The sequence below is a fragment of the Actinacidiphila alni genome (assembly GCF_900112845.1).
Classification (GTDB): domain Bacteria; phylum Actinomycetota; class Actinomycetes; order Streptomycetales; family Streptomycetaceae; genus Actinacidiphila; species Actinacidiphila alni.
Map to the genome: position 1 here is coordinate 25242 of NZ_FONG01000012.1, position 24103 is coordinate 49344.

Consider the following 24103-nt stretch of genomic DNA (forward strand, 5'->3'; position numbering starts at 1 on the left):
GGCTCATCCCCGTCATGACTGCCCGAAAATCATGAAAACACCTCAGAAAGCCGTGCCTTTGGCACGTGCCAAGCGTTGGTCAGGCAGGAGGGATGAGCAATGCGAGTTGGGACATTCGTGATCGCGGCGCAGTTCCCGGGGCAGGGCCAGGGAGAAGCGCTGCACCGGGCGATTACCTCGGCCGAGGCGGCGGAGGCCGCGGGGCTCGACACCGTATGGCTGGCCGAGCACCATTTCGTTCCCTACGGCGTGTGCCCGTCGGCCGTCACCCTGGCCGGGCTGTTGCTCGGCCGCACCGAGCGGATCGGCGTCGGCACCGCGGTGAGCGTGCTGCCGACCGCGCATCCGGTGGCGCTCGGCGAGCAGGCGGCGCTGCTGCACCTGGCGTCCGGCGGCCGTTTCACGCTCGGCGTCGGCCGCGGCGGGCCCTGGGTGGACCTGGAGGTCTTCGGTACCGGGATGGCCGCCTTCGAGGCCGGTTTCCCCGAGTCGCTCGACCTGCTGCTGCGCTGGCTGCGGGAGCCGGCGGTCGGCGCGGACGGGCCGCGCTACGCCTTCCGCGAGGTGCCGGTCGTACCGCGCGCGGACGAACAGTACGGCGCGACCGCGACGGACCCGGCCGCGGGCTCGGGGCCGCCGGTCGTGGTCGCCTGCACCTCCCCCGGTACGGTCAGGCTGGCCGCCGAGCGCGGGCTGCCGATGCTGCTGGGCATGCACTGCGGGGACGAGGACAAGGCCGCGATGGTGGCGATGTGGCGGGAGACGGCGCTCGCCGCCGGGCGGCCGCCGGAAGAAGTGGCGGCGGCCGGTCATGTCTCGGCCGGGGTCGCGCAGGTCGCGGACACCCGGGCGGACGCGGTGGAGACGCTGCTCAAGTCGATGCCGGGCTGGCTGGCGCGCGGTCTTGGCGCTCACCGCACGGTGGACGGCAGCGCGCGGGCGATGCGCGATCCGCACGACTACACGGAGATGCTCTGCGATCTGCACCCGGTGGGCCCGCCCCGGCTCTGCGCCGACCGGCTCGCGGCGACCGCCGAGCGGACCGGTATCACCCGGTTCGCCCTGCTCGTGGAGGGCTCGGGCGATCTCACCGCGACGCTGGAGAACGTGGCGCGGCTGGGCGCCGACGTGCTCCCGGAACTGGCCTGATTACGCGTGCGCGGCCGGTCGCGGGAGCAGGTCACATTGTGCGGATGCCAGGTGAACGGTAGGTCGGCGCGGGCCTCAGCAGTCCCGCAACTCCGGTGACTGGTTGAGGATCTGGGACCGGATCGAGGTGAATTTGCCGTAGGTAGCGGCGATGCCGGGGTCCGACTCCGTCGCGCCCAACGGGAAGACCGCCACCCGGTGGCAGTTCTGGAAGGCGAGCCGCACCCCGAAGTGCCGCTGCAGAGCGCCTCGTATCGCATCACTGGCCAGTGCGCGGAGCAGCTGGCCGCGTTCCTGCTCGCTCGGCGGCGGCACCTGGTTGTCGGCGAACGGGCCGCCGTCGACCTTGAGCTGTGCCACCAGCGAGCTGATCATCTCCCACGCGTACGGGAGGGACGTCCGGACGCAGTCGACGAATTCCGCTTCGTCGACCTCGCCTCGCTCGGCCTGTTCGAGGAGGGCCGGTGAGACGTCGAGCGACATGGGTACTCCTCTCGTGACCCCGTGGTCACACGGAGTCAGACGGACGGGGTTGCGAAGGCCGGACCAGCGTCTCCCGCACGTCGGCCTCCGCGTCAACCGTAGGGTCGTTGGTCCGACCGCACCAGGAGGTAGCGCCCTTAACCGGCCAAGTTTCCGCAGTCGTCCGGAGTCGTACGCACGGGGCGCACAGGGGCGAATCCCACCGCCCGAATCGCGTACGGGGCGGGGCGTCGAGTAGCGTTGCGCACCATGCGTCTCGTGATCGCCCGCTGCTCCGTCGACTACGCGGGCCGGCTCTCCGCCCATCTGCCCTCCGCCACCCGGCTGCTGCTCGTCAAGGCGGACGGGAGCGTCTCGGTGCACGCCGACGACCGCGCCTACAAGCCGCTCAACTGGATGTCGCCGCCCTGCACCCTCAAGGAGGGCGACAACGACGTCTGGACGGTCACCAACAAGGCGGGCGAGCAGCTCATCATCACCATCGAGGAGATCCTGCACGACTCCTCACACGAACTCGGCGTCGATCCCGGGCTGATCAAGGACGGCGTGGAGGCGCACCTCCAGGAGCTGCTGGCCGACCGGATCGAGGTGCTCGGCGAGGGCTACACGCTGATCCGCCGCGAATACCCCACCGCCATCGGCCCGGTGGACATCCTGTGCCGGGACGCGGCCGGCGCGACGGTCGCGGTCGAGCTGAAGCGGCGCGGCGACATCGACGGTGTCGAGCAGCTCACCCGCTACCTCGAACTCCTCAACCGCGACCCCCATCTCGCCCCGGTGCGCGGGGTGTTCGCCGCGCAGGAGATCAAGCCGCAGGCACGGGTGCTCGCCACCGACCGCGGTATCGGCTGTGTCGTCCTGGACTACGACGGCATGCGCGGCATCCAGGACGACAAGCTCCGGCTGTTCTGACGCCCGGCACACGGCCGGCCGCCGCTCCGCCGGACCCCTAGTCCAGGCAGAATTCGTTGCCCTCGGGGTCGGTCATGACGATGTGGCCGCCGGCCAGCGGCGGTGCGGGCTCGAACCGCTCCACCCGGCGCGCGCCGAGCGCGACCAGCGCCGCCGCCTTCGCCTCAAGCGCCGCCATCCGCTCCTCGCCCGCCAGCCCGGGCGCGGCCCGCACATCCATGTGCACCCGGTTCTTGGCCGTCTTCCCCTCCGGCACCCGCTGGAAGAACAGCCGCGGCCCCTCCCCCGTCGGATCGGTCACCGCCGAGGCGTCGTTCCGCCGCTCCTCCGGCACCCCCATCGCCTCCAGCGCCTCGTCCCACGAGGCGAACCCCGGCGGCGGCTCCTGGAGCCGATAGCCCAGCGCCCGCGCCCAGAACTCCGCCTGGGCGCCGGGGTCGGCACAGTCGAACGTGATCTGAATCTCGGTCATACGGCCACCTTGCCGTACGGGTACGACAGCCCGTACGGACGTCAGCCGGTGGTGGGCGGGGCGAACGTGCTGGACGGGTGCACGGCGGTGGTGTCGGAGGGGTTCAGGGAGGAGGGGGCGGGGGCTTCGCCGGCGGCGGGTGACGTCGTCGGCGGCGTGGTCGGGTCCGTCGGAGGCGACGTGGTCGGATCCGTGGGCGGTGTCGTGGTGGGCTCGGTCGGCGGCGTCGTAGTCGGCTTGCCCGTCGGCTTCGTCGGCGGCTTCGACGTGTGCGTATTACGCGGCGGCGTCGGCGTCGTCCCCGGAGCCGACGTCGTGTCGCCGCCCGGGGCCGTGGTCGCGCCGTAGCCCGGAGCCGTCGTCGTACCGACGGTCGTGCCCGGGGTCGACGGCGTCGGGGACGTCGACGTGGCGGACGGGGACGGAGCCGTAGGGCCGTCCGTCTCCGTCGCGTCGGACGGAGTGTCCGTCGCGGGATCGTCCTGCTGGGCGGACTCGATCGGCTGGACCTGGTTGGGCGTGGAGTTGTCGCCCTTGCCCGAGGTGGCGCCCAGGGTGACGATCGTGCCGAGGACGCCCGCGAGGACGACGCCGGTGGCGACCGCCATCAGATTGCGGCGGGTGCCGACGATCGCGAGCCGGCGCGGGCCGGGCTCCTCGTCGTCGTGGCGCGGCGCCGCCCCGCCGCCCCCCTTGCTGATCACGGTGAGCGGCGACGTGCTCGGGACGGGCGCGAGCGGCGTCGTACTGCTCATGCCGCCGCCCGGCGGGAGTTCGAGCAGGGCGGCCGGAAGGTGCGAAGTGCCGCCGCCGTCACGGTCGTTGACGAGCGCGAGGGTGCGGCGGCCGACGACGGTGCCCTGCCGGTCGGCGAGGGCGCCGCGCAGCGCGATGGACGCCTCCAGCTCGGCGCGGGCCCGGTCGGTGTGCCCGGTGCACAGCGACAGGACGCCCAACTCGTGGTGGAAGTACGCCTCTTCGGCGACCTCGCCGGACAGCCGCGCGGCCTCCTGGCCGATCCGCAGCGCCCGCTCCCAGGCGCCCCAGTGCAGGGCCGCGGCGAAGGCGGGCGCGACCGTACGGGCCAGCAGCACGGCCGCGCTGGGGTTGCCGTTGTCGCGGCAGGCGGACATCGCGGCGAGGATCGCCTCGGACTCGGCGGCGGCCCGCTCGGGCGCGACCGAGGGGTGCCCGGTCCACCAGGCGTAGTGCAGGGCGGCGGTGTGCGCCTGCACCTCGCTCAGCTCGCCGTCGGCGGTGAAGCGCGGGGCGATCTGCTGGACGACACCGGCGGCGAGCCGGAAGTGCGCGGCGACGGGGACGGCCAGGCCGACGGCGGTGAGTTCGCCGAGCGCCGCGTCCCCGTGGGTGTCACCGACGAGGGCGGGCAGGTGCGAAGGGTGCGGGCACTCGCCGTCCAGGGCCACGGCGAAGGCGAGGGCCTCGCGGGCGGATTCGCTCAGCCGGGAGGCGAGCAGTTCGGCGGGGGCGGCGCTCTCGGCGAGCGAGGGCAGCGGGACCTCGACGGGCGGACCGGCGTACGCGGCGGGTGTTCCGGGTACGGGCGCGACCGGCGGTATCGCGATGGCCGGGGTCTCACCGGTGTCCAGACCGTGCGGCAGGGCGTCGGCGGGGTCCTCGGCGCCGGGTCCGGGCGGCGCGTCGGGACCCTCGAGTATCTCGAAGCCCGTGAGGTCCGGTATCGGGGGCGTGTCCGGGCCCTGGGCGGCCGGTGAGCCGTTCTCCCACACCGAGTCGTCCCAGTCGGGCTCGGGCGGCTGGCGCAGCGCGTCCCGCTGCCGCAGCAGGGCGCCGGCCTGCACGAAGCGCAGCGGCAGCCCCTCGGACTCGAACCACAGGTCCGCCGCCCACGCCGTCTCGTCCTCGCCCAGCGGGCGGCCGGTGACGAATTGCAGCAGGTCCACGCAGGCGACCCGGGTCAGCCCCGACAGGAAGACCTCTTCGATCATCGAGTCGGCGGACGGCGCCGTGATGTCGGGCGTCGCGGACATCAGGAAGGCGCACTCGGGCGCGGCCGAGAGCAGTTCCTCCAGGGCGGCACCGCCGAATTCCAGGTCGTCGACCACGACGACGGCGCCGGTCTCGCGCAGCAGCCCGGGCAGTTCCGCGCGGTCGGGGCGGTGGCCGTCGGCGGTGTAGACGGTGGCGAAGAGTTCCTGGAGGACGTCGGCGGGGGTGCGCCGGTAGCCGGACAGCCACAGCACGCCGTCCGGGGCGAGGTCGGCGCAGGCGTTGGCGACGGACTCCAGCAGCGCGGTGCGGCCCGCGCCGGAGGGTCCGGTGACGCGTACGGAGCGGCCCCTGGCGAGCAGCCGGATCAGCCGCTCGCGCTCCTCGTCGCGCTCCAGCAGCGGCAGTTCGGGGGCGGGCGGTCCGGGCGGCGGCGAGGGGCGGCCCGCGGCCAGGTGCGCGGCGCGCTCCTCGCGGGTGCGGCGCCGCGGCACCGGGCGGTCGGCGGGCGGGCAGAGGGTGACCTCGGTGCCGTCGACGGGGTTGACGGTCAGCAGGAAGTCGGAGGTGGTGACGCGCAGCACCCGCGCGTTGCCGCCGCTGGGGGCGCCGAGGTCGGCGGCCAGCGGGTCGCGGGCGGCGCGCGGGCCGCGGGACAGCGCGAGGGTGGTCTCGGCCGGTCCCGGCTCGGGGGGCGCGAAGCCGTCGGCGGCGAACGGGTCGCGGCCCGTCTGCCGCTGCGGCTGGAGCGACTGGTGCGGCTGGAGCTGCTTGTGCTGCTCGTGCTGCGGGAGGCCGTCGGACGCCGGTATCGGGCGCTCGTCGGCCGGCTCGCCGGTCAGGTGGTCCATCTGCTCATGCCCCCAGGCTGCGTCACGTACGGGGGCCTGTACGGGCCGCCCTTGGTGTCCGCTGGCGGACCCGGCCCGTTCCCCTATTCCGGCGTACGGGGTGGCACGCCTTACTGGCAATCTGCGGCAAACTCTAGAGGCTGCCACAGATTTCATGAAGTGCCGGGGCCACTGTGCCGCCTACATCACCTTTCGGCCTCGATCGCGAGGATTCGGTGCAGCCGGGTGGCGACGAGTACGCGCTGCATCCGCGGCGGTACGCCCCGCAGTACGAGCCGGCGGTTGGCGCGGCCCGCACGGCGGTGGACGCCCATGATGACGCCGAGGCCGGTGGCGTCCCACGAGTCCAGCTCCGTCAGATCGAGCACCAGGTCCCCGCGGCCGGAGTCCACGGCGCTGTGCAGGGCCGTACGGGCGTCCGCCGCGCTGCGGACGTCGAGGCAGCCCCCGACGACCAGCTCGGCGTGGTCGCCCCTGATGTGCATAGTCGCTCCCCGGGCTCGGTCGAATCGGCCGCACGGACGGCACGGATCATCCGTATGTCTTCACACAACTGACGGTCCGTCGCATCAAGAAGTTGCCGTCCGTGAGCGAACCGATACCGAATTCACTCCTGAGAGTGACGTCGGTTGGTACGCGTAGAAGATCAGTACGTGTAAAAGCCGTTGCCGCTCTTGCGGCCGAGGTCGCCCGCGTCGACCATTCGGCGCATGATCTCCGGCGGCGCGAACTTCTCGTCCTGCGACTCGGTGTAGATGTTGCCCGCGGCGTGCAGCAGGATGTCGACGCCGGTGAGGTCGGCGGTGGCCAGCGGGCCCATCGCGTGGCCGAAGCCGAGTTTGCAGGCGGTGTCGATGTCCTCGGCGGACGCGACGCCCGACTCGTACAGCTTGACGGCCTCGACGACCAGCGCGGAGATCAGCCGGGTGGTGACGAAGCCCGCCACGTCGCGGTTGACGACGACGCAGGTCTTGCCGATCTCCTCGGCGAAGGCGCGGGCGCGGGCCAGGGTGTCGTCGCTGGTCTTGTAGCCGCGGACGAGTTCGCACAGCTGCATCATCGGGACCGGCGAGAAGAAGTGGGCGCCGACGACGCGTTCGGGGTGCGCGGTGGCCGCGGCGATCTTGGTGATCGGGATGGCGGAGGTGTTGGACGCCAGGACCGTGTCGTCGCCGACGATCGTGTCGAGGGCGCGGAAGATCTCCTGCTTGACGTCGATCTGCTCGAAGACGGCCTCGACGACGATGTCGGCGTCGGCGGCGGCGTCCAGGTCCGTGGTGGTGGTGATCCGGGCCAGCGCGGCCTCGGCGTCCTCGGCCGCGAGCTTGCCCTTGGCGACGAACTTCTCGTAGGACGCCCGGATTCCGTCCGTCCCGCGCTTGAGCGCCGCGTCGGTCACGTCCCGCAGCACCACCTCGTAGCCGGCCTGGGCCGACACCTGCGCGATACCGGAGCCCATCAGTCCCGCTCCGACGACGGCGAGCTTCTTCGCCACGACGCACACACCTCTCCATTGGGGCCGAATGCCGATCTGGCCGGACCTTAACGCCCGTTCACCACCCGGCGCAGCAGGAAGTAAGCCGAGTCACCGTGTGTCCTTGGTCGCACCGCCGGGTCCGCGCACGCCGCGCGACCGCGGGCCCGGCACGCTCTACGCTCGACGGCATGGTCAACCTCACCCGCATCTACACCCGTACCGGCGACGACGGCACCACCGCGCTCGGCGACATGAGCCGTACGCACAAGACGGACTCCCGGATCGCCGCCTACGCCGACGCCAACGAGGCGAACGCCGCGCTCGGTGTCGCGCTCGCGCTCGGCGCGCTGCCGGACGAGGTCGCCGCCGTCCTGATCCGTGTGCAGAACGACCTGTTCGACGTCGGCGCCGACCTCGCCACCCCCGTCGTGCCCGACCCCGAGTACCCGCCGCTGCGCGTCGAGCAGAGCTACGTCGACCGCCTCGAAGGCGAATGCGACCGCTTCCTCGCCGACCTCGACAAGCTGCGCAGCTTCATCCTCCCCGGCGGCACCCCGGGCGCCGCCCTCCTGCACCAGGCGTGCACCATCGTCCGCCGCGCCGAACGCTCCACCTGGGCCGCCCTCCAGGAGCACGGCGACACGATGAACCCCCTCACCGCCACCTACCTCAACCGCCTCTCCGACCTCCTCTTCATCCTCGCCCGCACCGCCAACAAGTCCCGCGGCGACGTCCTGTGGACCCCGGGCGAGAACCGCTGACGCCCTCCGGGGCTCACCCCTGACGACCCTGCTGCCCGTGGCGCTCGTGCCGCGCCCGCTGCCCCTCGACCGCGACCGGCGGGCGTTTGGGCCAGAGGGTGTAGCCGGCGGCGACGGCCGCGTTGACGGCGGTGACGGCGGCGAGGCGGAGTTGCCACTGCTGGAGGGCGTCCGCCTGGTGGCGCGCGGCGACGGCATGATCGCGCCCGCCGTGACCCGCCGCCTGATCAGTGCCTTCGCCGCGAAGGCCGCGCCCCGCAGCGACGCCGACCTGGCGGCGGTGGCCGCGCTGACCCCGCGCGAGCGCGAGGTGCTGGCCGCGCTCGGCGGCGGCCTGTCCAACGCGGAGATCGCCGCGGCCCTGTCAATGGCGGAGGCGACCACCAAGACGCATGTGAGCCGCATCCTGGCCAAGCTGGAGCTGCGCAGCCGCGTCCAGGCCGCGATGCTGGCCCAGGACCTCGGACTGAGCCGGGGGACGGAGTGAAAGGCGCTACGCCACGTTGACCCGCTGGCCGGGCGGGGCCGCCTCCAGCCACGCGAGGAAGCCGGTGAGCGCGTCGTCGCTCATCGCCAGCTCGAGACGGTCACCGCGGTGCACACAGGTCAGCACGACCGCGTCCGAGAGCAGCGCCAGCTCCTCCGAGCCCTGCGGGTCGCGCCGCCCCAGCACCTCGATCGCCGGGCGCAGCAGCACCCGGCGCGGGCGCGGCGCGTACGAGAAGACCCGGAACCACTCGACCCGGTCGCCGCTGTAGCGCGAGACCCCGTACACCCAGCCCTTGCCGCCGGGATCGGCGCCCTCCGGCGGGGCGAGCCGCAGGCTGCAGTCGAAGGTGCCGCCCGGCCGCTGGATCAGCCGTCGGCGCAGGCCGAAGACGAAGAGCCCCAGCAGGCCGGCCGCGATCACCGCGCCGCCCACCTCGAATGCGAGGATCACGTCCACCGTCCTCCTCGCCTGGGGTTGTCCGTGTCGGCCCTTGCTGTACCACCGGAGCCGCGGACCGCCCGAGAGGGCAGTCCGCGGCACCGTGGTCGTTCGTCACGCCTGGTACTTCTGTGTATACGGTTGTGGTGGTGCGGTTGTTCAGCGAGTGCCGACCCCGGTGTTGCGGGTCGGTCAGCGGGCTCCCGTCGCGGCCGCGAGCCGGACCTCGGCGCGGCGCTCGGCGCCCGCGTCGGCCTCGGACTTGGACCGCTCCAGGGCGCGCTCGGCGCGCGCCACATCGATCTCGTCGGCCAGCTCCGCGATCTCCGCGAGAATCGAGAGCTTGTCGTCGGAGAAGGAGATGAACCCGCCGTGCACGGCGGCCACCACGGTGCCGCCGTCGCTGACGCGGATCGTCACCGGGCCGGACTGGAGCACACCGAGGAGCGGCTCGTGTCCCGGCATGATGCCGATGTCACCCGACGTGGTACGGGCGATGACCATGGTGGCCTCGCCGGACCAGACACTGCGGTCCGCGGCGACCAGCTCGACGTGAAGATCGGCCAAGACGGCTCCTCGGGTTGGCATCCGCCGTTCTCGGTGGATGCGTAAGACACAGAATAAGGGGTGTGAGAGGGGGCGGGTGCCCCGGGGCTTCGCCTCGGGACCGCCCGCCCCCTCTCACGCGCGCAGCGGCGCGCGAGCCCTGCGCGTCAGTTGACGCCGAGCTTGGCGGCGTTGGCCTTGAGGTCGTCCAGGCCACCGCACATGAAGAACGCCTGCTCCGGGAAGTGGTCGTACTCACCGTCGGCGATGGCGTTGAACGCGGAGATCGACTCGTCCAGCGACACGTCCGAGCCGTCGACACCGGTGAACTGCTTCGCCGCGTGGGTGTTCTGCGACAGGAAGCGCTCGATGCGGCGGGCGCGGAAGACGGTGAGCTTGTCCTCCTCGCCCAGCTCGTCGATGCCGAGGATGGAGATGATGTCCTGGAGGTCCTTGTACTTCTGCAGGATGCCCTTGACGCGCGAGGCGCAGTCGTAGTGGTCCTGCGAGATGTAGCGCGGGTCCAGGATGCGGGACGTGGAGTCCAGCGGGTCCACCGCGGGGTAGATGCCCTTCTCCGAGATCGGCCGCGAGAGCACGGTCGTCGCGTCGAGGTGGGCGAAGGTGGTGGCCGGCGCCGGGTCGGTCAGGTCGTCCGCAGGGACGTAGATCGCCTGCATCGAGGTGATCGAGTGACCGCGGGTCGAGGTGATCCGCTCCTGGAGCTGGCCCATCTCGTCGGCCAGGTTCGGCTGGTAGCCCACCGCGGACGGCATGCGGCCGAGCAGCGTGGAGACCTCGGAACCGGCCTGCGTGAAGCGGAAGATGTTGTCGATGAAGAACAGCACGTCCTGCTTCTGCACATCGCGGAAGTACTCCGCCATGGTCAGACCGGCCAGCGCGACGCGCAGCCGGGTGCCCGGGGGCTCGTCCATCTGGCCGAAGACCAGCGCGGTCTTGTCGAGAACGCCGGACTCCTCCATCTCCGCGATCAGGTCGTTGCCCTCACGGGTGCGCTCGCCGACACCGGCGAACACGGAGACGCCCTCGTGCAGCTTGGCCACACGCATGATCATTTCCTGGATGAGCACGGTCTTGCCGACGCCGGCACCGCCGAACAGACCGATCTTGCCGCCCTTGACGTACGGGGTCAGCAGGTCGACGACCTTCAGGCCGGTCTCGAACATCTCGGTCTTGGACTCGAGGTCGTCGAACTTCGGCGCCTTGCGGTGGATCGCCCAGCGGTCGGTGACCTCGGACTCGGCCTCCGGCTCGTTCAGGATCTGGCCCAGGGTGTTGAACACCCGGCCCTTGGTGACGTCGCCGACCGGCACGGTGATGCCGTCGCCGGTGTCGGTCACCGGGGCCTGGCGGACCAGGCCGTCGGTGGGCTGCATGGAGATCGCGCGGACCAGGCCGTCGCCCAGGTGCTGGGCGACTTCCAGGGTCAGCGTCTTGGTGCCGGACTCGGAGTCCGTGTCGACGACGTCGACGTGCAGCGCGTTGTAGATCTCCGGCATGGCGTCGACGGGGAACTCCACGTCGACGACCGGGCCGATGACCCGCGCCACGCGGCCGGTGGCCGTAGCGGTTTCAACAGTGCCAACAGTGGCAGTCATAGTGGTCAGTCACTCCCCGCGCTCGCGTCGGCGAGGGCGCTCGCGCCACCGACGATCTCGCTGATTTCCTGGGTGATGTCGGCCTGTCGGGCCGCGTTCGCAAGCCGCGTGAGCGACTTGATGAGGTCTTCCGCGTTGTCGGTCGCGGACTTCATCGCACGGCGGCGGGCGGCGTGCTCGGAAGCAGCGGCCTGGAGCAGCGCGTTGTAGATCCGGCTCTCGACGTACCGCGGCAGCAGCGCGTCCAGCACGCCTTCCGCGGACGGCTCGAACTCGTACAGCGGGAGGATCTCGCCCTTGGTGATCCGCTGTTCGAGGCCGGACGCGGCCTCCTCGTCGAGCGAGAGCGGCAGCAGCCTGCGGTCCACCGGCGTCTGCGTCATCATCGACACGAACTCCGTGAAGACGATGTGCAGTTCGTCGACTCCGCCCTCGGCGGTCTCCTTGAGCACCGCCTCGATCAGCGGGGCCGCGACCGCCTTGGCGTCCGCGTAGCTCGGGCTGTCGGAGAAGCCGGTCCAGGAGTCCGTGACCTGCCGCTCGCGGAAGCCGTAGTACGCCACGGCCTTGCGGCCGATGAGGTACGAGTCGACGTCCTTGCCCTCCGCGCGCAGCCGCTCGGTGAGCCGGTCGGCCGCCTTGATCGCGTTGGACGAGTAGCCGCCCGCGAGACCGCGGTCGCTCGTGACGAGCAGGACCGCGGCGCGCGTGGGGTTCTCGGCCTCGGTGGTCAGCGGGTGCTTGGTGTTGGAGCCGGTCGCCACCGCCGTCACCGCACGGGTCAGTTCCTCGGCGTACGGGGAGGAGGCCGCCACCTGCCGCTGCGCCTTGACGATGCGGGAGGCGGCGATCATCTCCATCGCCTTGGTGATCTTCTTCGTGGCGGTGACGGACTTGATCCGGCGCTTGTAAACCCGAATCTGTGCGCCCATGCGATCAGCCCTCGACCAGCAGCGCGCCCGAGGACGTCTCGAACTGCTTCTTGAAGGCGGCCACCGCGTCGGTGAGCACCTCGACGGTCTCGTCCGGCAGCTTACCGGTCTCGACGATCGCGGTGAGCAGCGACTTGTGCTCGCGGTGCAGGTAGTCCAGCAGTTCGCGCTCGAAGCGGCGGACGTCCTCGACGGGTACGTCGTCCAGCTTGCCGGTGGTGCCGGCCCAGATGGAGACGACCTGGTCCTCGATCGCGTACGGCGCGTACTGGCCCTGCTTGAGCAGCTCGACCATCCGCTGGCCGCGCTCGAGCTGGGCCTTGGAGGCCGCGTCCAGGTCGGAACCGAAGGCGGCGAACGCCTCCAGCTCGCGGAACTGGGCCAGGTCCACGCGCAGCCGGCCGGCCACGCCCTTCATGGCCTTGATCTGCGCGGAGCCGCCGACCCGGGAGACCGAGATACCGACGTTCAGCGCGGGGCGCTGACCGGCGTTGAACAGGTCCGACTCCAGGAAGCACTGGCCGTCGGTGATCGAGATGACGTTGGTCGGGATGAACGCCGACACGTCGTTGGCCTTGGTCTCGACGATCGGCAGGCCGGTCATCGAGCCGGCGCCCAGGTCGTCGGAGAGCTTGGCGCAGCGCTCCAGCAGGCGGGAGTGCAGGTAGAAGACGTCGCCCGGGTAGGCCTCGCGGCCCGGCGGACGGCGCAGCAGCAGGGAGACCGCGCGGTAGGCGTCGGCCTGCTTGCTCAGGTCGTCGAAGACGATCAGTACGTGCTTGCCCTGGTACATCCAGTGCTGGCCGATCGCCGAGCCGGTGTACGGGGCGAGGTACTTGAAGCCGGCCGGGTCGGACGCCGGGGCGGCCACGATCGTCGTGTACTCCAGGGCGCCGGCCTCCTCCAGCGAGGCGCGCACGCCCGCGATGGTGGAGCCCTTCTGGCCGATGGCGACGTAGATGCAGCGGACCTGCTTCTTCGGGTCGCCGGAACGCCAGTTGTCGCGCTGGTTGATGATCGTGTCGATCGCCAGGGCGGTCTTGCCGGTCTGCCGGTCGCCGATGATGAGCTGGCGCTGGCCGCGGCCGATCGGGGTCATCGAGTCGACGGCCTTGAGGCCGGTCTGCATCGGCTCGTGCACCGACTTGCGCTGCATGACCGTGGGGGCCTGCAGTTCAAGGGCGCGGCGGCTGTCGGTCTCGATCTCGCCGAGGCCGTCGATCGGGGCGCCGAGCGGGTCCACGACCCGGCCCAGGTAGCCCTCGCCGACGGGGACGGAGAGCACCTCGCCGGTGCGCTGCACCGGCTGGCCCTCCTCGATTCCGTTGAACTCGCCGAGGACGATCGCGCCGATCTCGCGCTCTTCCAGGTTGAGGGCGAGACCGAGGGTGCCGTCCTCGAACTTCAGCAGCTCGTTCGCCATGGCCGAGGGCAGACCCTCGACCTTCGCGATGCCGTCTCCGGCAACGCTGACCGTGCCGACCTCCTCGCGCGAGGCGGCGTCCGGCTTGTACGACTGGACAAAGGTCTCCAGCGCGTCCCGGATCTCCTCCGGCCGGATCGTGAGCTCCGCCATCTGGGTTCCCTGCTCTCCTTGTTGGGCCCGAAAGTCTTCTTGGGGGTTTCTGGGGTCAACCCCCAGAAAGGCTCTGTTAGGCTCCGTCGGCCCAACGCGGGCCGCTCGTGGTGCGTGGTACTGCTTCTTGCGTTGGTGGCTGCGTCAGCGCGCGGTGACGGTGGTCAGCCGGCCATCCGCCGGGCCGCCTCGTCGAGGCGGTCGGAGATGGCGCCGTTGATGACCTCGTCACCGACCCGCACCCGGACACCGCCGAGGACCTCGGGGTCCACGTCCAGGTTCAGGTGCACCTGGCGTCCGTAGATCCGGGCCAGCGCGGCGCCGAGGCGCTGCTTCTGCTGGTCGCTGAGCGGCGTCGCCGACACCACTTCCGCGACCATCCGGTCGCGGCGGGCCGCGGCCAGCTTGGACAGGGATTCGATCCCCGCCTCCAGGCTACGTCCCCGCGGCGCGGTGACCAGCCGGACGACCAGTCGTTCGGTGACCGGATTGGCCCGCCCGCCGAGCAGCCGGTGCAGCAGGTCGGCCTTGGCCGTACCGCCGACCACCTGGTCGGTGAGCGCGGAGCGCAGTCCGGTGCTGCCGGAGACGATCCGCCCGAAGCGGAACAGCTCGTCCTCGACGTCGTCGAGCTGGCCGGCCCGCTGAGCGGCGGCGAGGTCGGCGCCTGACGCCAGCTCCTCCACCGCGTCCACCAGGTCGCGCGAGCGCGACCAGCGGGACCTGACCATGCCGCTGACCAGGTCGAAGCTGTCGCTGCCGAGCTGGCCGGCGAGCAGCTGCCGGGCCAGCGACGCCTTGGCCTCGCCGGACTTCGCCGGGTCCGTCAGGGCCCGGCGAAGCGTTCCCTCGCGGTCCAGCAGCGTGGTGACGGCGGCCAGCTCGTCGGCCAGCTTCGTCGCGTCGACGGACGCGATGTCCGTCAGCGCGTCGAGTCGTTCCCTGGCGGCGGCCAGTGCGTCGCGGCTCGCGCCGTTCACCGGGCCGCCTCGGCGGTCGCGGAACCGGTGGCCGTAGCGTCCAGTCCGTCCAGGAAGCGGTCGATGGTGCGGCTCTGCCGGGCGGAGTCCTCCAGGGACTCGCCGACGAGCTTGCCGGCCAGTTCGGTGGCGAGCTTGCCGACGTCCTGGCGCAGCGCGGCGGCGGCCGCCTTGCGGTCGGCCTCGATCTGCGCGTGGCCGGCCGCGACGATCTCCTCGCGCTGACGCTGGCCTTCGGCGCGCATCTCCGCGATCAGCGCGGCACCCTGCTCCTGCGCCTCCTGGCGCAGCCGCGCGGCCTCGTGCCGGGCCTCGGAAAGCTGCTCGCGGTACTGCTCCAGCGTCTGCTGCGCCTCGGCCTGGGTGGCCTCGGCCTTCTCCATGCCACCTTCGATGGCCTCACGGCGCTCTTCCAGAACCTTGTTGATGTTCGGGAGGAGCTTCTTGGCGAGGAAGATGAAGACGATGGCGAAGGCGATCAGGCCGATGATGAGCTCGGGGATCGGCGGGACGAGCGGGTTCTCCGCGTCATCGGCCGCCATCTGTACCAGGGCGATCACATCAGTGCCTTCCGTCTGAGGTTCTGTCCGTCTGCCGCGGTCAGGAGGTCGGGTAGACGAACGGCATGACCAGACCGATCAGGGCGAGCGCCTCACAGAAGGCGAAGCCGAGGATCTGGTTGGCGCGGATCAGACCGGCCGCCTCGGGCTGGCGGGCCAGGGCCTGGGTGCCGTTGCCGAAGATGATGCCGATGCCGACGCCGGGGCCGATGGCCGCGAGGCCGTAGCCGATGGAGCCGAGGTTGCCCTTGATTTCGGTGGCGGCGAGGGTCGCCTGCGCGAGAGCGGACATGCCGGTTCTTCCTTCTCTTTCACGGACCGGTGGGGGTTGGCCACCGGACATCTATCGGTTCGTGGAGGCGGGGGCTCAGTGGTGCTCGGCGAGCGCGCCCTGGACGTAGCTGCAGGCCAGGAGTACGAAGACGTACGCCTGAACGGCCTGGATGAACAGCTCGAAGCCGGTCATCACGATGGTCATCACGAAGGAGACGCCCGCGTACGCGATGCCGATGCCGTTGAGCATGTACCAGCTCGCGAGGGTGAACAGCAGCAGCAGCGTGTGCCCGGCGAACATGTTGGCGAAGAGCCGGACCGCGTGGGTGAAGGGCCGCACCAGGACGTTCGAGAAGAACTCGATCGTCATGGAGAGCGGGAGCACCTTGCCGAGCGTCGGGTCGTAGCCGGTGATGTTCTTGAGCGCGCCGACGAAGCCGTGCTTCTTGAACGTCAGGTACATCCACGTGATGTAGACGATCGCGGCCATCCCGACCGGGAAGGCGATGATCGCGGTCACGGGGAACTGGGCGACCGGGATGACCGACCAGATGTTCATGATCCAGACGAAGAAGAACAGCGAGACCATCAGCGGGACGTACTTCTCGCCGACCTTCTTGCCGAGCGTCTCGTAGACGATGCCGCGGCGGACGAAGTCGTAGCCCGCCTCTCCCACCATCTGGACCTTGCCCGGCACCACCTTGGGCTTGTTGAAGGCGGCCCAGAAGAATCCGACGACCACGATCGTGCTCAGGAACGCCAGCAGCATCGGCTTGTTGAAGTCGAAGCTGCCGATCGAGAAGATCGGGTCGAAGACGAACGAGTGCAGTCCGGGGGCCGGGAAGCCGCACCCGTCGAAGAGGTGGCAGTTCGTCTCGGAGGCGAGAACCTGGTCAGCACTCACCGCGAGCTCCTTCAGCGTGGCGCATGGGTACGGCAACCTCGATGTGTCGGCGGGCCTGGCGGCCACGGAACGGCACTGGACTGGTGGGTCGGATGTGTACGCGGCGAGTCGGCGCTGAACCGAGCGGCTGGGCGTGCCCCAGTGGCGCTCGCGGCAGCTCCGCCGCAGTTGAGTCCGGACGATAGCAAACGAGCGGCAGGGTCTTTACACCGGCCCTACCGAACCCGCCGCTCACGACGGTGTTCCCGCCGATCCGGGCTCGACGTAAAGGATCTTGGTCTTCATGTGCGCGCGGGCCTGGGCGGCGATCCAGATGATCGCGGCGGCCAGCAGCGAGAAGGCGAATGCCCGGGTGTTGAACAGGGAGGTGTGCTTGAAGACGGCCAGCACGATGGCCAGCAGCAGGATCTGCACGGTGTAGAGCACCAGACCCATCATCTGGAACAGCGACGGGTACGACTTGGCCGTGCGCTGCAGCACCACCATCCCGATCGCCATGAAGGCGATCACGACCAACGTGCCGGCGGCGGCGCCGATCGCTCCCTTGCCACCGGCCACCGCTCCGCTCACGGCGGTGGCGATGACACCGGCCGCGGCAGTGGGGACGGTGCAGTTGAGGAGTGTTCGGACGTCGTTGGACTGCATGGGGGCAGCTCCTCCGGCGGGAGTTGGGGAAAGCGGGTGTCGTCGGAGACGAGCGTAGTCCGGGGCCGAGGACGTGCCTCACGCCGGAAGACCATCTCACTACGGTCTTTCGGCTTGTTTCCCGGGTTTCGTGAACGGTATCACAAAGTATTTAGCCAGGGCTTTACCATGGAGATGTGCTGACCGTCACACGGGAGAGGTATCGACACGCCGGTCAACTGACGCCCTATTTGCCCAGTTCGGGGAAATAGCCGGTTATGTCGGAAATGCCGTTCCTATTGCTTCTTTATCGGCGGCTCTCCACCGGACGCCGGTCCGGCAGCCGGGACCGGTCGCCGATCGCGGTCGACCCGTGCAGTACCGGCGGCTCCCCCGACCGCATCTCCTGCTCGGCCGCGGCAGCGGCGGCGGCCAGCCGGCGGCGCCGCCTGCGGAAGCGCGGCGGCACGAACGCCTCGGCCCACTGCGGCGCGTGCGGCCGGAACCGCGGCAGCAGCAGGACGAGCAGACCCAGCGCGCTCAGCCCGACGATCACCATGACGATGCCGAGGCTGGAGGAATTCACCGAGAAAGCCACCGCGGAGAAGGCGAACAGCGCCGACCAGAAGTACATGATCAGCACCGCCCGGCTGTGCGAATGCCCGATCTCCAGCAGCCGGTGGTGCAGATGCCCGCGGTCGGCGGCGAACGGCGACTGTCCCTTCCACGTCCTGCGCACCACTGCGAGCACCAGGTCGGCCGCCGGAATCGCGATCATCGTCAGCGGCAGCAGCAGCGGCATGTAGACCGGCACCATGAAGTGCACGGTCTGCCGGCTGGATCCGGTGAAGTCGGTGATGGCGTCCGGGTCGACCTGGCCGGTGATGGAGATCGCGGACGAGGCCAGCACGAGACCGATCAGCATCGAGCCCGAGTCGCCCATGAAGATCCGCGCCGGGTGGATGTTGTGCGGCAGGAAGCCCACGCACATGCCGATCAGGATGGCGCTGAACAGCGTCGCGGGCGCGGCGGCCTCGACGCCGTAGCCGTACCACATGCGGTACGCGTACATGAAGAACGCGATGGCGGCGATGCACACCACGCCCGCGGCCAGGCCGTCGAGGCCGTCCACGAAGTTCACCGCGTTGATGGTGATGACGACCAGCGCGACGGTGAGCAGCGTCGACTGGATCGGGGTGAGCGCGACCGGGCCGACACCGGGCACCGGCAGCCACAGAATGGTGAGGCCCTGGAAGACCATGACGCCCGCGGCGATCATCTGCACGCCGAGCTTGACCAGCGCGTCCACGCCCCACTTGTCGTCCAGCACGCCCAGCAGCCAGATCAGTCCGGCACCGGACAGCAGCGCGCGCGGCTCGTTGGACTGCGAGAAGACGTCCCCGATGTTGGTCAGGTGGGCGGCGACCAGCAGGCCGGCGCACAGACCGCCGAACATCGCGATGCCGCCGAGCCGCGGCGTGGGCTCGCGGTGCACGTCACGTGCGCGGATGGGCGGCATGGCGCCCGCCGCGATGGCGAACTTCCGCACCGGCCCGGTCAGCAGATACGTGACGGCGGCGGCGACGCACAGGGTCAGCAGATACTCGCGCACGAGCAGCCTCCGGCGGTCATTTCGGGCGCTTCATGAACGCGGCTGGGCCGCGCGCACGTCCGGGGGATCCTCACAGCGTCACACCCTAGTGGTGGGCGGGCCGACACGGCCAACATCAAGGAAGACTCACAGGGAGCGTCCACGGTTGCGGTGGGCCGAACCGGGGAATGGTCAGGGGTTCGCCCGCCGTGCCGGACGGGCCCGGTCACGGATACGGCGGGAAGTCCCGTACGAGGCCGGCGACCGCGGCCGCGACGCCGCGCTCCTCCCGCAGCGCCCGGACGATCAGCGCCGCGACCTGCGCCATCTCGTTCTCGCCGAGGCCCTGGGTGGTGATCGCTGCGGTGCCGATCCGCACCCCGGAGCACTCGTCGGCGGGCCTGGTGTCGTACGGCAGCGCGTACTTGTCGAGGACGATCCCGGCGGCGGCGCACAGCGCGCGGGCCCGCAGGCCGCTGACGCCGAGCGGTGAGACGTCGGCGGTGACCAGGTGTGTGTCGGTGCCGCCGGTCTGCACGTCCAGGCCCTCGGCGGCCAACGCGCCCGCCAGCAGGCGGGCGTTGGCGACCACCTGGTGCGCGTACGCGGCGAAGGCCGGGGTGGCGGCCTCGCCGAAGGCGGCGGCCTTGGCGGCCACGGAGTGCATGTGCGGGCCGCCCTGGGAGAACGGGAAGACCGCCCGGTCCACCCGGCCGGCCAGCTGCTCGCCGCACAGGATCAGCCCGCCGCGCGGCCCGCGCAGCGTCTTGTGGGTGGTCGCGCACACGACGTCCGCGTACGGCACCGGATTGGGGGCCGCGCCGCCCGCGACCAGCCCGAGGGTGTGCGCGGCGTCCACGATCAGATACGCGTCCGCCTCGTCGGCGATCTCCCGGAAGGCGGCGTAGTCCGGGTGCCGGGGGTGCGCGATGCCGCCGCAGACGATGGCCTTGGGGCGGTGCTCGCGCGCCAGGTCGCGGACCTGGTCGTAATCGATCAGGCCGGTGTCGCGGCGCGTCCCGTAGCCGACGAAGCGGAACCAGCGGCCGGAGAAGTTGGACCGCGAGCCGTGCGTGAGGTGGCCGCCGTGCGGCAGCGCGGTGGCGAGCACCGTGTCCCCTGGCACCAGCAGCGCCGCGTAGGCGGCGAGCACCGCGGAAGAGCCGGAGTACGGCTGGACGTTGGCGTGCCCGGCCCCGAACAGGCCGGTGGCGCGCTCGACCGCCAGCCGCTCGGCGAGGTCGACCAGCTCGCAGCCCGCGTGGTGGCGGTGGCCCGGATAGCCCTCGGCGTACTTGTTGGCCAGCGGTGAGCCGAGTGCGGCCAGCACGGCGGGCGACGCGAAGTTCTCCCCCGCGATCAGCTGGAGGCAGCCGCTCTGCCGGTCCTTCTCGGCCAGGATCAGCCCGGCCAGCTCCGGGTCCTGCCGGCGCAGCGCCCCGAAGTCCGGCCCCCAGTGCTCGGCGGCGCCGGGCGCGGCGGAGACGGCTGGCGTGACTGCGGTACTTCCGGCGACCGGCATGGCGTGCTCCCGGCGGAGGCGGACATCTCGGCGGAGGCGGAGATCTCGCTTCCACTGTAGGGGCGGGGCGGTGGGACCGCCCGGGATGCGGGCGAACGCGGGACCACAGGGGGGAAGGGGTGCGCGTGGGGCGCGGGAGCGATGAGGGGTGCGGCTCAGACGGCCGCGGGGATGCCCGTCAGCGCGGTCACGACGGGGTCGAGCGCGGTGTGGATCTCCTCGCCGATGCTGCGGAAGTACGAGATCGGCGCGCCGTACGGGTCGTGCACCTCGTCGGCGTCGGGGCTGGGCGCGAGCAGCCAGCCGCGCAGCGCGGCGGCGGCGCCGACCAGCGCGCGGGCCCGGTCGGTGACGCTGCCCTCGGGCAGCGTGGTCGGGTCTATCGCCCGCACCAGCCGGGTGAACTCCTTGAGCGTGAAGGTGCGCAGGCCCGCCGCGTGCCCCATCGAGATCACCTGGGAGCGGTGGTCGCGGGTCGCGGTCAGTACGAGGTCGGCGTCGATCACATGGTCGTCGAGCAGTTCCCGGCCGGTGAAGCCCGCCGGGTCGGCGCCGTACTCCGCGAGCACGGCGGCGGCGTGCGCCTCCATCGGCGCGCCCTCGTGGCCCCAGGTGCCCGCGGACTCCACGACGATGCCGTGCTCGCCCAGGACGGCGCCGTCCCCGAGGCGGCGCGCCAGCCCATGCCGGGTCAGCCGCTCGGCCATCGGCGAGCGGCACACGTTGCCGGTGCAGACGTGGAGGATGCGGAAGGCGTCACCGCCCTGTCCGGGGACCGTCCCCGGCCGGACGGCGAGGCCCGGTATGCCACGCCCGTCGGGCGCAGTCAACGGCGCTCCTCCAGGTCGGGTACCACCTTGCGCAGCTCCTCCGCGCTGATCGCGCCGGCCCGCAGCAGCACCGGCACCTTGCCCGTCACGTCCACGATCGAGGACGGTGTGGCCGCCGGGGTGGGGCCGCCGTCCAGATAGACCGCGACGGAGTCGCCGAGCATCTCCTGGGCCGCGTCGCAGTCCTGCGGCGACGGGTGTCCGGAGAGGTTGGCGCTGGAGACGGCCATCGGTCCTGTCGCGGTCAGCAGCTCGATCGCGACCGGGTGCAGCGGCATCCGGACCGCGACGGTGCCGCGCGCGTCCCCGAGGTCCCAGTTCAGCGACGGCTGGTGCTTGGTGACCAGGGTGAGCGCGCCCGGCCAGAAGGCGTCGACCAGCTCCCACGCCTGCTCGGAGAAGTCGGTGACGATGCCGTGCAGGGTGTTCGGGGAGCCGACCAGCACCGGCGAGGGCATGTTGCGCCCCCGGCCCTTGGCCTCCAGCAGGTCACCGACGGCCTCCTTGTCGAAGGCGTCCGCGCCGATGCCGTAGACGGTGTCGGTCGGCAGGACGACGAGTTCACCGCGCTTGATCGCCGAGGTCGCCTCGCGCAGGCCGGTGACCCGGTCGGTCGCATCGGAGCAGTCGTATCGCCGTGCCATTAGCTGACCTCCAGAAGATGCTGCTGCTGTGCGGGTTGTGCCGACTGTGCGGGCTGTGCTCGCTGTGCGGGCGCCATCATGGCGTGGCCTTGCGCGCCGTAGTGAACCGGGGACGGTTGTTGAGGTCGGGGTGGTCGGCCGCGTCCGCCCACCCGGCGTCCTCCTTGAAGATCCACGGCACCTGGCCGCCCTGCGAATCGGCGTGCTCGATCACGACGACGCCGCCGGGCCGCAGCAGCCGGTGCGCGGTGCGCTCGATGCCGCGGATGGTGTCAAGGCCGTCCTCGCCGGAGAAGAGGGCGAGTTCGGGGTCGTGGTCACGCGCTTCGGGCGCCACGTACTCCCATTCGGTGAGCGGGATGTACGGCGGGTTGGAGATCACCAGGTCGACATGGCCGTTGAGGTCGGGGAAGGCGCTGAGCGCGTCGCCCTGCCGCAGGTCGACCTTGCTGCCCGCGACATTGCGGCGGGCCCATTCCAGGGCGTCCTCGGACAGCTCCACCGCGTGCACCCGGGAGCGCGGCACCTCCTGGGCCAGCGCCAGCGCGATCGCGCCGGAGCCGGTGCACAGGTCCACGATCAGCGGTTCCGCGACGTCCATGGCACGTACGGCGTCTATCGCCCAGCCGACCACCGACTCGGTCTCCGGGCGCGGCACGAACACCCCCGGCCCCACCTGGAGTTCGAGGTAGCGGAAGAAGGCGCGGCCGGTGATGTGCTGGAGCGGTTCGCGGGCCTCGCGGCGCGCCACCGCCTCCCAGTACCTGGCGTCGAACTCGGAGTCGGCGACGCCGTGCAGCTCCCCGCGTTTGACCCCGTGCACGTACGCGGCCAGTTCCTCGGCGTCGAAGCGCGGCGACGGTACGCCCGCGTCGGCCAGTCGCTGGGCGGCCTGTGCCACCTCGGCGAGCAGCAGGTTCACTCTGCCTTCCCCCTCAGCTGCCGTCACCGGCGGCGGCCAGCTTGGCCGCCGAGTCGGCGTCCACGCAGGCCTGGATCATCGCGTCGAGGTCCCCGTCGAGGACCTGGTCCAAGTTGTACGCCTTGAAGCCGACCCGGTGGTCCGAGATCCGGTTCTCGGGGAAGTTGTACGTACGGATCCGCTCGGAGCGGTCCACGGTACGGACCTGACTGCGGCGGGCGTCGGAGGCTTCCTTCTCCGCCTCCTCCTGGGCGGCGGCCAGCAGCCGGGAGCGCAGGATGCGCATCGCCGACTCCTTGTTCTGCAACTGGCTCTTCTCGTTCTGGCAGGAGACGACCAGACCGGTGGGGAGGTGGGTGATGCGCACCGCGGAGTCGGTGGTGTTGACGGACTGGCCGCCGGGTCCCGACGAGCGGTAGACGTCGATCCGCAGGTCGTTGGGGCCGATCTCGACCTCGACCTCCTCGGCCTCCGGGGTGACCAGCACACCGGCGGCGGAGGTGTGGATACGGCCCTGCGACTCGGTGGCGGGCACGCGCTGCACGCGGTGCACGCCACCCTCGTACTTCAGCCGGGCCCAGACGCCCTGGCCCGCCTCATGGCTGGCCTTGGCTTTCACGGCGACCTGGACGTCCTTGTAGCCGCCGAGGTCGGACTCGTTGGCGTCGAGGATCTCGGTCTTCCAGCCGACGCGCTCGGCGTAGCGCAGATACATCCGCAGCAGGTCGCCGGCGAACAGCGCGGACTCCTCGCCGCCCTCCCCCGCCTTGACCTCCAGGATCACGTCCTTGTCGTCGCTGGGGTCGCGCGGCACCAGCAGCAGCCGCAGCCGCTCGGTGACCTCCTCGCGCTGCTTCTCCAGCTCCTTGACCTCGGCGGCGAAGTCCGGGTCGTCGGCGCCGAGTTCGCGGGCGGTCCCGATGTCGTCGCCGAGCTGCCGCCAGGAGCGGTACGTGCTGATGATGGGGGTCAGCTCGGCGTAACGCTTGTTGAGCCTGCGGGCGTTGGCCTGGTCCGCGTGCACCGCGGGGTCGGCAAGCTGCTTTTCGAGGTCGGCGTGCTCGCCGATCAGTTCCTCGACCGCCTCGAACATCTTCGGTTCCCTAGCTGGATGAAGTGGCTGCCTGGCCTGGCTGGCCCGGGACGACAAAGCGCCGGTCCGGTCGCCCTGGGGTGGGCGACCGGGAACCGGCGCTTGCGGGTCGCTACTTCTTGGCGGACCCGGCGGCCTTGCCGAAGCGGGCCTCGAAGCGGGCCACACGGCCGCCGGTGTCGAGGATCTTCTGCTTGCCCGTGTAGAACGGGTGGCACTCGGAGCACACGTCGGCGCGGATCTGGCCGCTCGTCTCGGTGCTGCGGGTGGTGAACGAGGCGCCACAGGTGCAGGTGACCTGGGTCTCGACGTACTCGGGGTGGATGCCTTGCTTCAAGGGATGCTCCTAGGTTCGGGAGGGCGCCGGGTCGCACCGCGGGTTTGCGAGCACGTGAACCGGGGCCAGCGGTCCAGTCTGCCAGGACTGGCCGCATCTCCCAAAACGAGGGGTGGGGCCGGATAATTCCCGGCCCGAAACCGCAG

At 71.1% G+C, this 24103-nt stretch carries 25 protein-coding genes and 1 pseudogene; 4 read left to right on the top strand and 22 right to left on the bottom strand.

Annotated features, from left to right (window positions below):
- The first annotated feature begins 99 nt into the window (after nt 1-99).
- Complete coding sequence (locus BM076_RS20445; protein ID WP_093715092.1) at nt 100-1149, top strand: LLM class flavin-dependent oxidoreductase; 1050 nt, start codon at nt 100-102, stop codon at nt 1147-1149.
- Nucleotides 1150-1224: 75 nt separating this feature from the next.
- On the opposite strand, the gene BM076_RS20450 is transcribed toward BM076_RS20445, so the two are convergent.
- Nucleotides 1225-1632: an SCO5389 family protein gene (locus BM076_RS20450; RefSeq protein WP_093715093.1), complete on the bottom strand. Its 408-nt coding sequence runs from the start codon at nt 1630-1632 to the stop codon at nt 1225-1227.
- A 249-nt stretch (nt 1633-1881) separates the two neighbouring features.
- On the opposite strand from BM076_RS20450, the gene nucS reads away from it, so the two are divergent.
- Nucleotides 1882-2544 (top strand): endonuclease NucS, encoded by a 663-nt coding sequence (nucS, locus tag BM076_RS20455; protein WP_177246523.1) that lies wholly within the window; start codon nt 1882-1884, stop codon nt 2542-2544.
- A gap of 37 nt (nt 2545-2581) precedes the next feature.
- Here nucS and BM076_RS20460 read toward each other — a convergent pair whose 3' ends face one another.
- The 4 genes from BM076_RS20460 to BM076_RS20475 form a co-directional block, all read right to left on the bottom strand.
- On the bottom strand, nt 2582-3016 hold the full coding sequence (locus tag BM076_RS20460) for a VOC family protein (RefSeq protein ID WP_093715095.1): 435 nt from the start codon (nt 3014-3016) through the stop codon (nt 2582-2584).
- A gap of 41 nt (nt 3017-3057) precedes the next feature.
- The gene (locus tag BM076_RS20465; protein ID WP_093715096.1) at nt 3058-5838 is read right to left on the bottom strand and encodes an ATP-binding protein; all 2781 of its coding nucleotides are present in this window, start codon (nt 5836-5838) and stop codon (nt 3058-3060) included.
- A gap of 185 nt (nt 5839-6023) precedes the next feature.
- Nucleotides 6024-6323: an STAS domain-containing protein gene (locus tag BM076_RS20470; protein WP_093715097.1), complete on the bottom strand. Its 300-nt coding sequence runs from the start codon at nt 6321-6323 to the stop codon at nt 6024-6026.
- A gap of 161 nt (nt 6324-6484) precedes the next feature.
- Nucleotides 6485-7333, bottom strand: coding sequence for a 3-hydroxyacyl-CoA dehydrogenase family protein (locus tag BM076_RS20475; protein WP_093715242.1), 849 nt, complete (start codon nt 7331-7333; stop codon nt 6485-6487).
- Nucleotides 7334-7503: 170 nt separating this feature from the next.
- Between BM076_RS20475 and BM076_RS20480 the strand changes: the two genes are divergently transcribed.
- Both BM076_RS20480 and BM076_RS20485 read left to right on the top strand, forming a co-directional pair.
- On the top strand, nt 7504-8076 hold the full coding sequence (locus tag BM076_RS20480; RefSeq protein ID WP_093715098.1) for a cob(I)yrinic acid a,c-diamide adenosyltransferase: 573 nt from the start codon (nt 7504-7506) through the stop codon (nt 8074-8076).
- A gap of 157 nt (nt 8077-8233) precedes the next feature.
- Nucleotides 8234-8563: pseudogene (locus BM076_RS20485) on the top strand (response regulator transcription factor); the annotation flags it as partial.
- Nucleotides 8564-8569: 6 nt separating this feature from the next.
- Here BM076_RS20485 and BM076_RS20490 read toward each other — a convergent pair.
- The 17 genes from BM076_RS20490 to rpmE all read right to left on the bottom strand — a co-directional run bounded on the left by BM076_RS20490 (nt 8570) and on the right by rpmE (nt 23957).
- The gene (locus tag BM076_RS20490; RefSeq protein ID WP_093715244.1) at nt 8570-9016 is read right to left on the bottom strand and encodes a DUF2550 domain-containing protein; all 447 of its coding nucleotides are present in this window, start codon (nt 9014-9016) and stop codon (nt 8570-8572) included.
- Between the two features lie 180 nt (nt 9017-9196).
- Nucleotides 9197-9592 carry a F0F1 ATP synthase subunit epsilon gene (locus tag BM076_RS20495; protein WP_177246524.1) on the bottom strand — a complete coding sequence of 132 codons (396 nt, stop codon included), beginning with the start codon at nt 9590-9592 and terminating at the stop codon, nt 9197-9199.
- A 125-nt stretch (nt 9593-9717) separates the two neighbouring features.
- Complete coding sequence (atpD, locus tag BM076_RS20500) at nt 9718-11169, bottom strand: F0F1 ATP synthase subunit beta (RefSeq protein WP_093715100.1); 1452 nt, start codon at nt 11167-11169, stop codon at nt 9718-9720.
- Between the two features lie 5 nt (nt 11170-11174).
- Complete coding sequence (locus tag BM076_RS20505; RefSeq protein ID WP_093715101.1) at nt 11175-12101, bottom strand: F0F1 ATP synthase subunit gamma; 927 nt, start codon at nt 12099-12101, stop codon at nt 11175-11177.
- Between the two features lie 4 nt (nt 12102-12105).
- Nucleotides 12106-13677, bottom strand: a complete 1572-nt coding sequence (gene atpA / locus BM076_RS20510) for a F0F1 ATP synthase subunit alpha (protein WP_093715102.1) — start codon at nt 13675-13677, stop codon at nt 12106-12108.
- A gap of 164 nt (nt 13678-13841) precedes the next feature.
- Nucleotides 13842-14657, bottom strand: a complete 816-nt coding sequence (locus BM076_RS20515; RefSeq protein ID WP_093715103.1) for a F0F1 ATP synthase subunit delta — start codon at nt 14655-14657, stop codon at nt 13842-13844.
- Entirely contained in the window at nt 14654-15217 is a 564-nt protein-coding gene (locus tag BM076_RS20520; protein WP_093715104.1) for a F0F1 ATP synthase subunit B, read from the bottom strand. The genes BM076_RS20515 and BM076_RS20520 overlap by 4 nt, the downstream gene beginning before the upstream one ends.
- A gap of 40 nt (nt 15218-15257) precedes the next feature.
- Entirely contained in the window at nt 15258-15509 is a 252-nt protein-coding gene (gene atpE, locus BM076_RS20525; protein ID WP_093715105.1) for an ATP synthase F0 subunit C, read from the bottom strand.
- A gap of 75 nt (nt 15510-15584) precedes the next feature.
- Nucleotides 15585-16409, bottom strand: coding sequence for a F0F1 ATP synthase subunit A (gene atpB, locus BM076_RS20530; RefSeq protein ID WP_093715245.1), 825 nt, complete (start codon nt 16407-16409; stop codon nt 15585-15587).
- Nucleotides 16410-16625: 216 nt separating this feature from the next.
- Nucleotides 16626-17039 carry a hypothetical protein gene (locus BM076_RS20535; protein ID WP_093715106.1) on the bottom strand — a complete coding sequence of 138 codons (414 nt, stop codon included), beginning with the start codon at nt 17037-17039 and terminating at the stop codon, nt 16626-16628.
- 286 nt (nt 17040-17325) lie between these two features.
- Entirely contained in the window at nt 17326-18630 is a 1305-nt protein-coding gene (locus BM076_RS20540) for an MraY family glycosyltransferase (RefSeq protein WP_093715107.1), read from the bottom strand.
- A gap of 205 nt (nt 18631-18835) precedes the next feature.
- A complete protein-coding gene (locus BM076_RS20545; protein WP_093715108.1) occupies nt 18836-20131 on the bottom strand; it encodes a serine hydroxymethyltransferase in 1296 nt (431 codons plus the stop codon).
- 155 nt (nt 20132-20286) lie between these two features.
- A complete protein-coding gene (locus tag BM076_RS20550) occupies nt 20287-20961 on the bottom strand; it encodes an arsenate reductase/protein-tyrosine-phosphatase family protein (protein ID WP_093715109.1) in 675 nt (224 codons plus the stop codon).
- On the bottom strand, nt 20958-21605 hold the full coding sequence (locus tag BM076_RS20555; protein WP_093715110.1) for an L-threonylcarbamoyladenylate synthase: 648 nt from the start codon (nt 21603-21605) through the stop codon (nt 20958-20960). The genes BM076_RS20550 and BM076_RS20555 overlap by 4 nt, the downstream gene beginning before the upstream one ends.
- Before the next feature lie 76 nt (nt 21606-21681).
- The gene (gene prmC, locus BM076_RS20560; RefSeq protein WP_093715111.1) at nt 21682-22527 is read right to left on the bottom strand and encodes a peptide chain release factor N(5)-glutamine methyltransferase; all 846 of its coding nucleotides are present in this window, start codon (nt 22525-22527) and stop codon (nt 21682-21684) included.
- 13 nt (nt 22528-22540) lie between these two features.
- Nucleotides 22541-23620, bottom strand: coding sequence for a peptide chain release factor 1 (gene prfA / locus BM076_RS20565; protein ID WP_093715112.1), 1080 nt, complete (start codon nt 23618-23620; stop codon nt 22541-22543).
- A gap of 112 nt (nt 23621-23732) precedes the next feature.
- Complete coding sequence (gene rpmE / locus BM076_RS20570) at nt 23733-23957, bottom strand: 50S ribosomal protein L31 (RefSeq protein ID WP_093715113.1); 225 nt, start codon at nt 23955-23957, stop codon at nt 23733-23735.
- Nucleotides 23958-24103 lie beyond the last annotated feature (146 nt).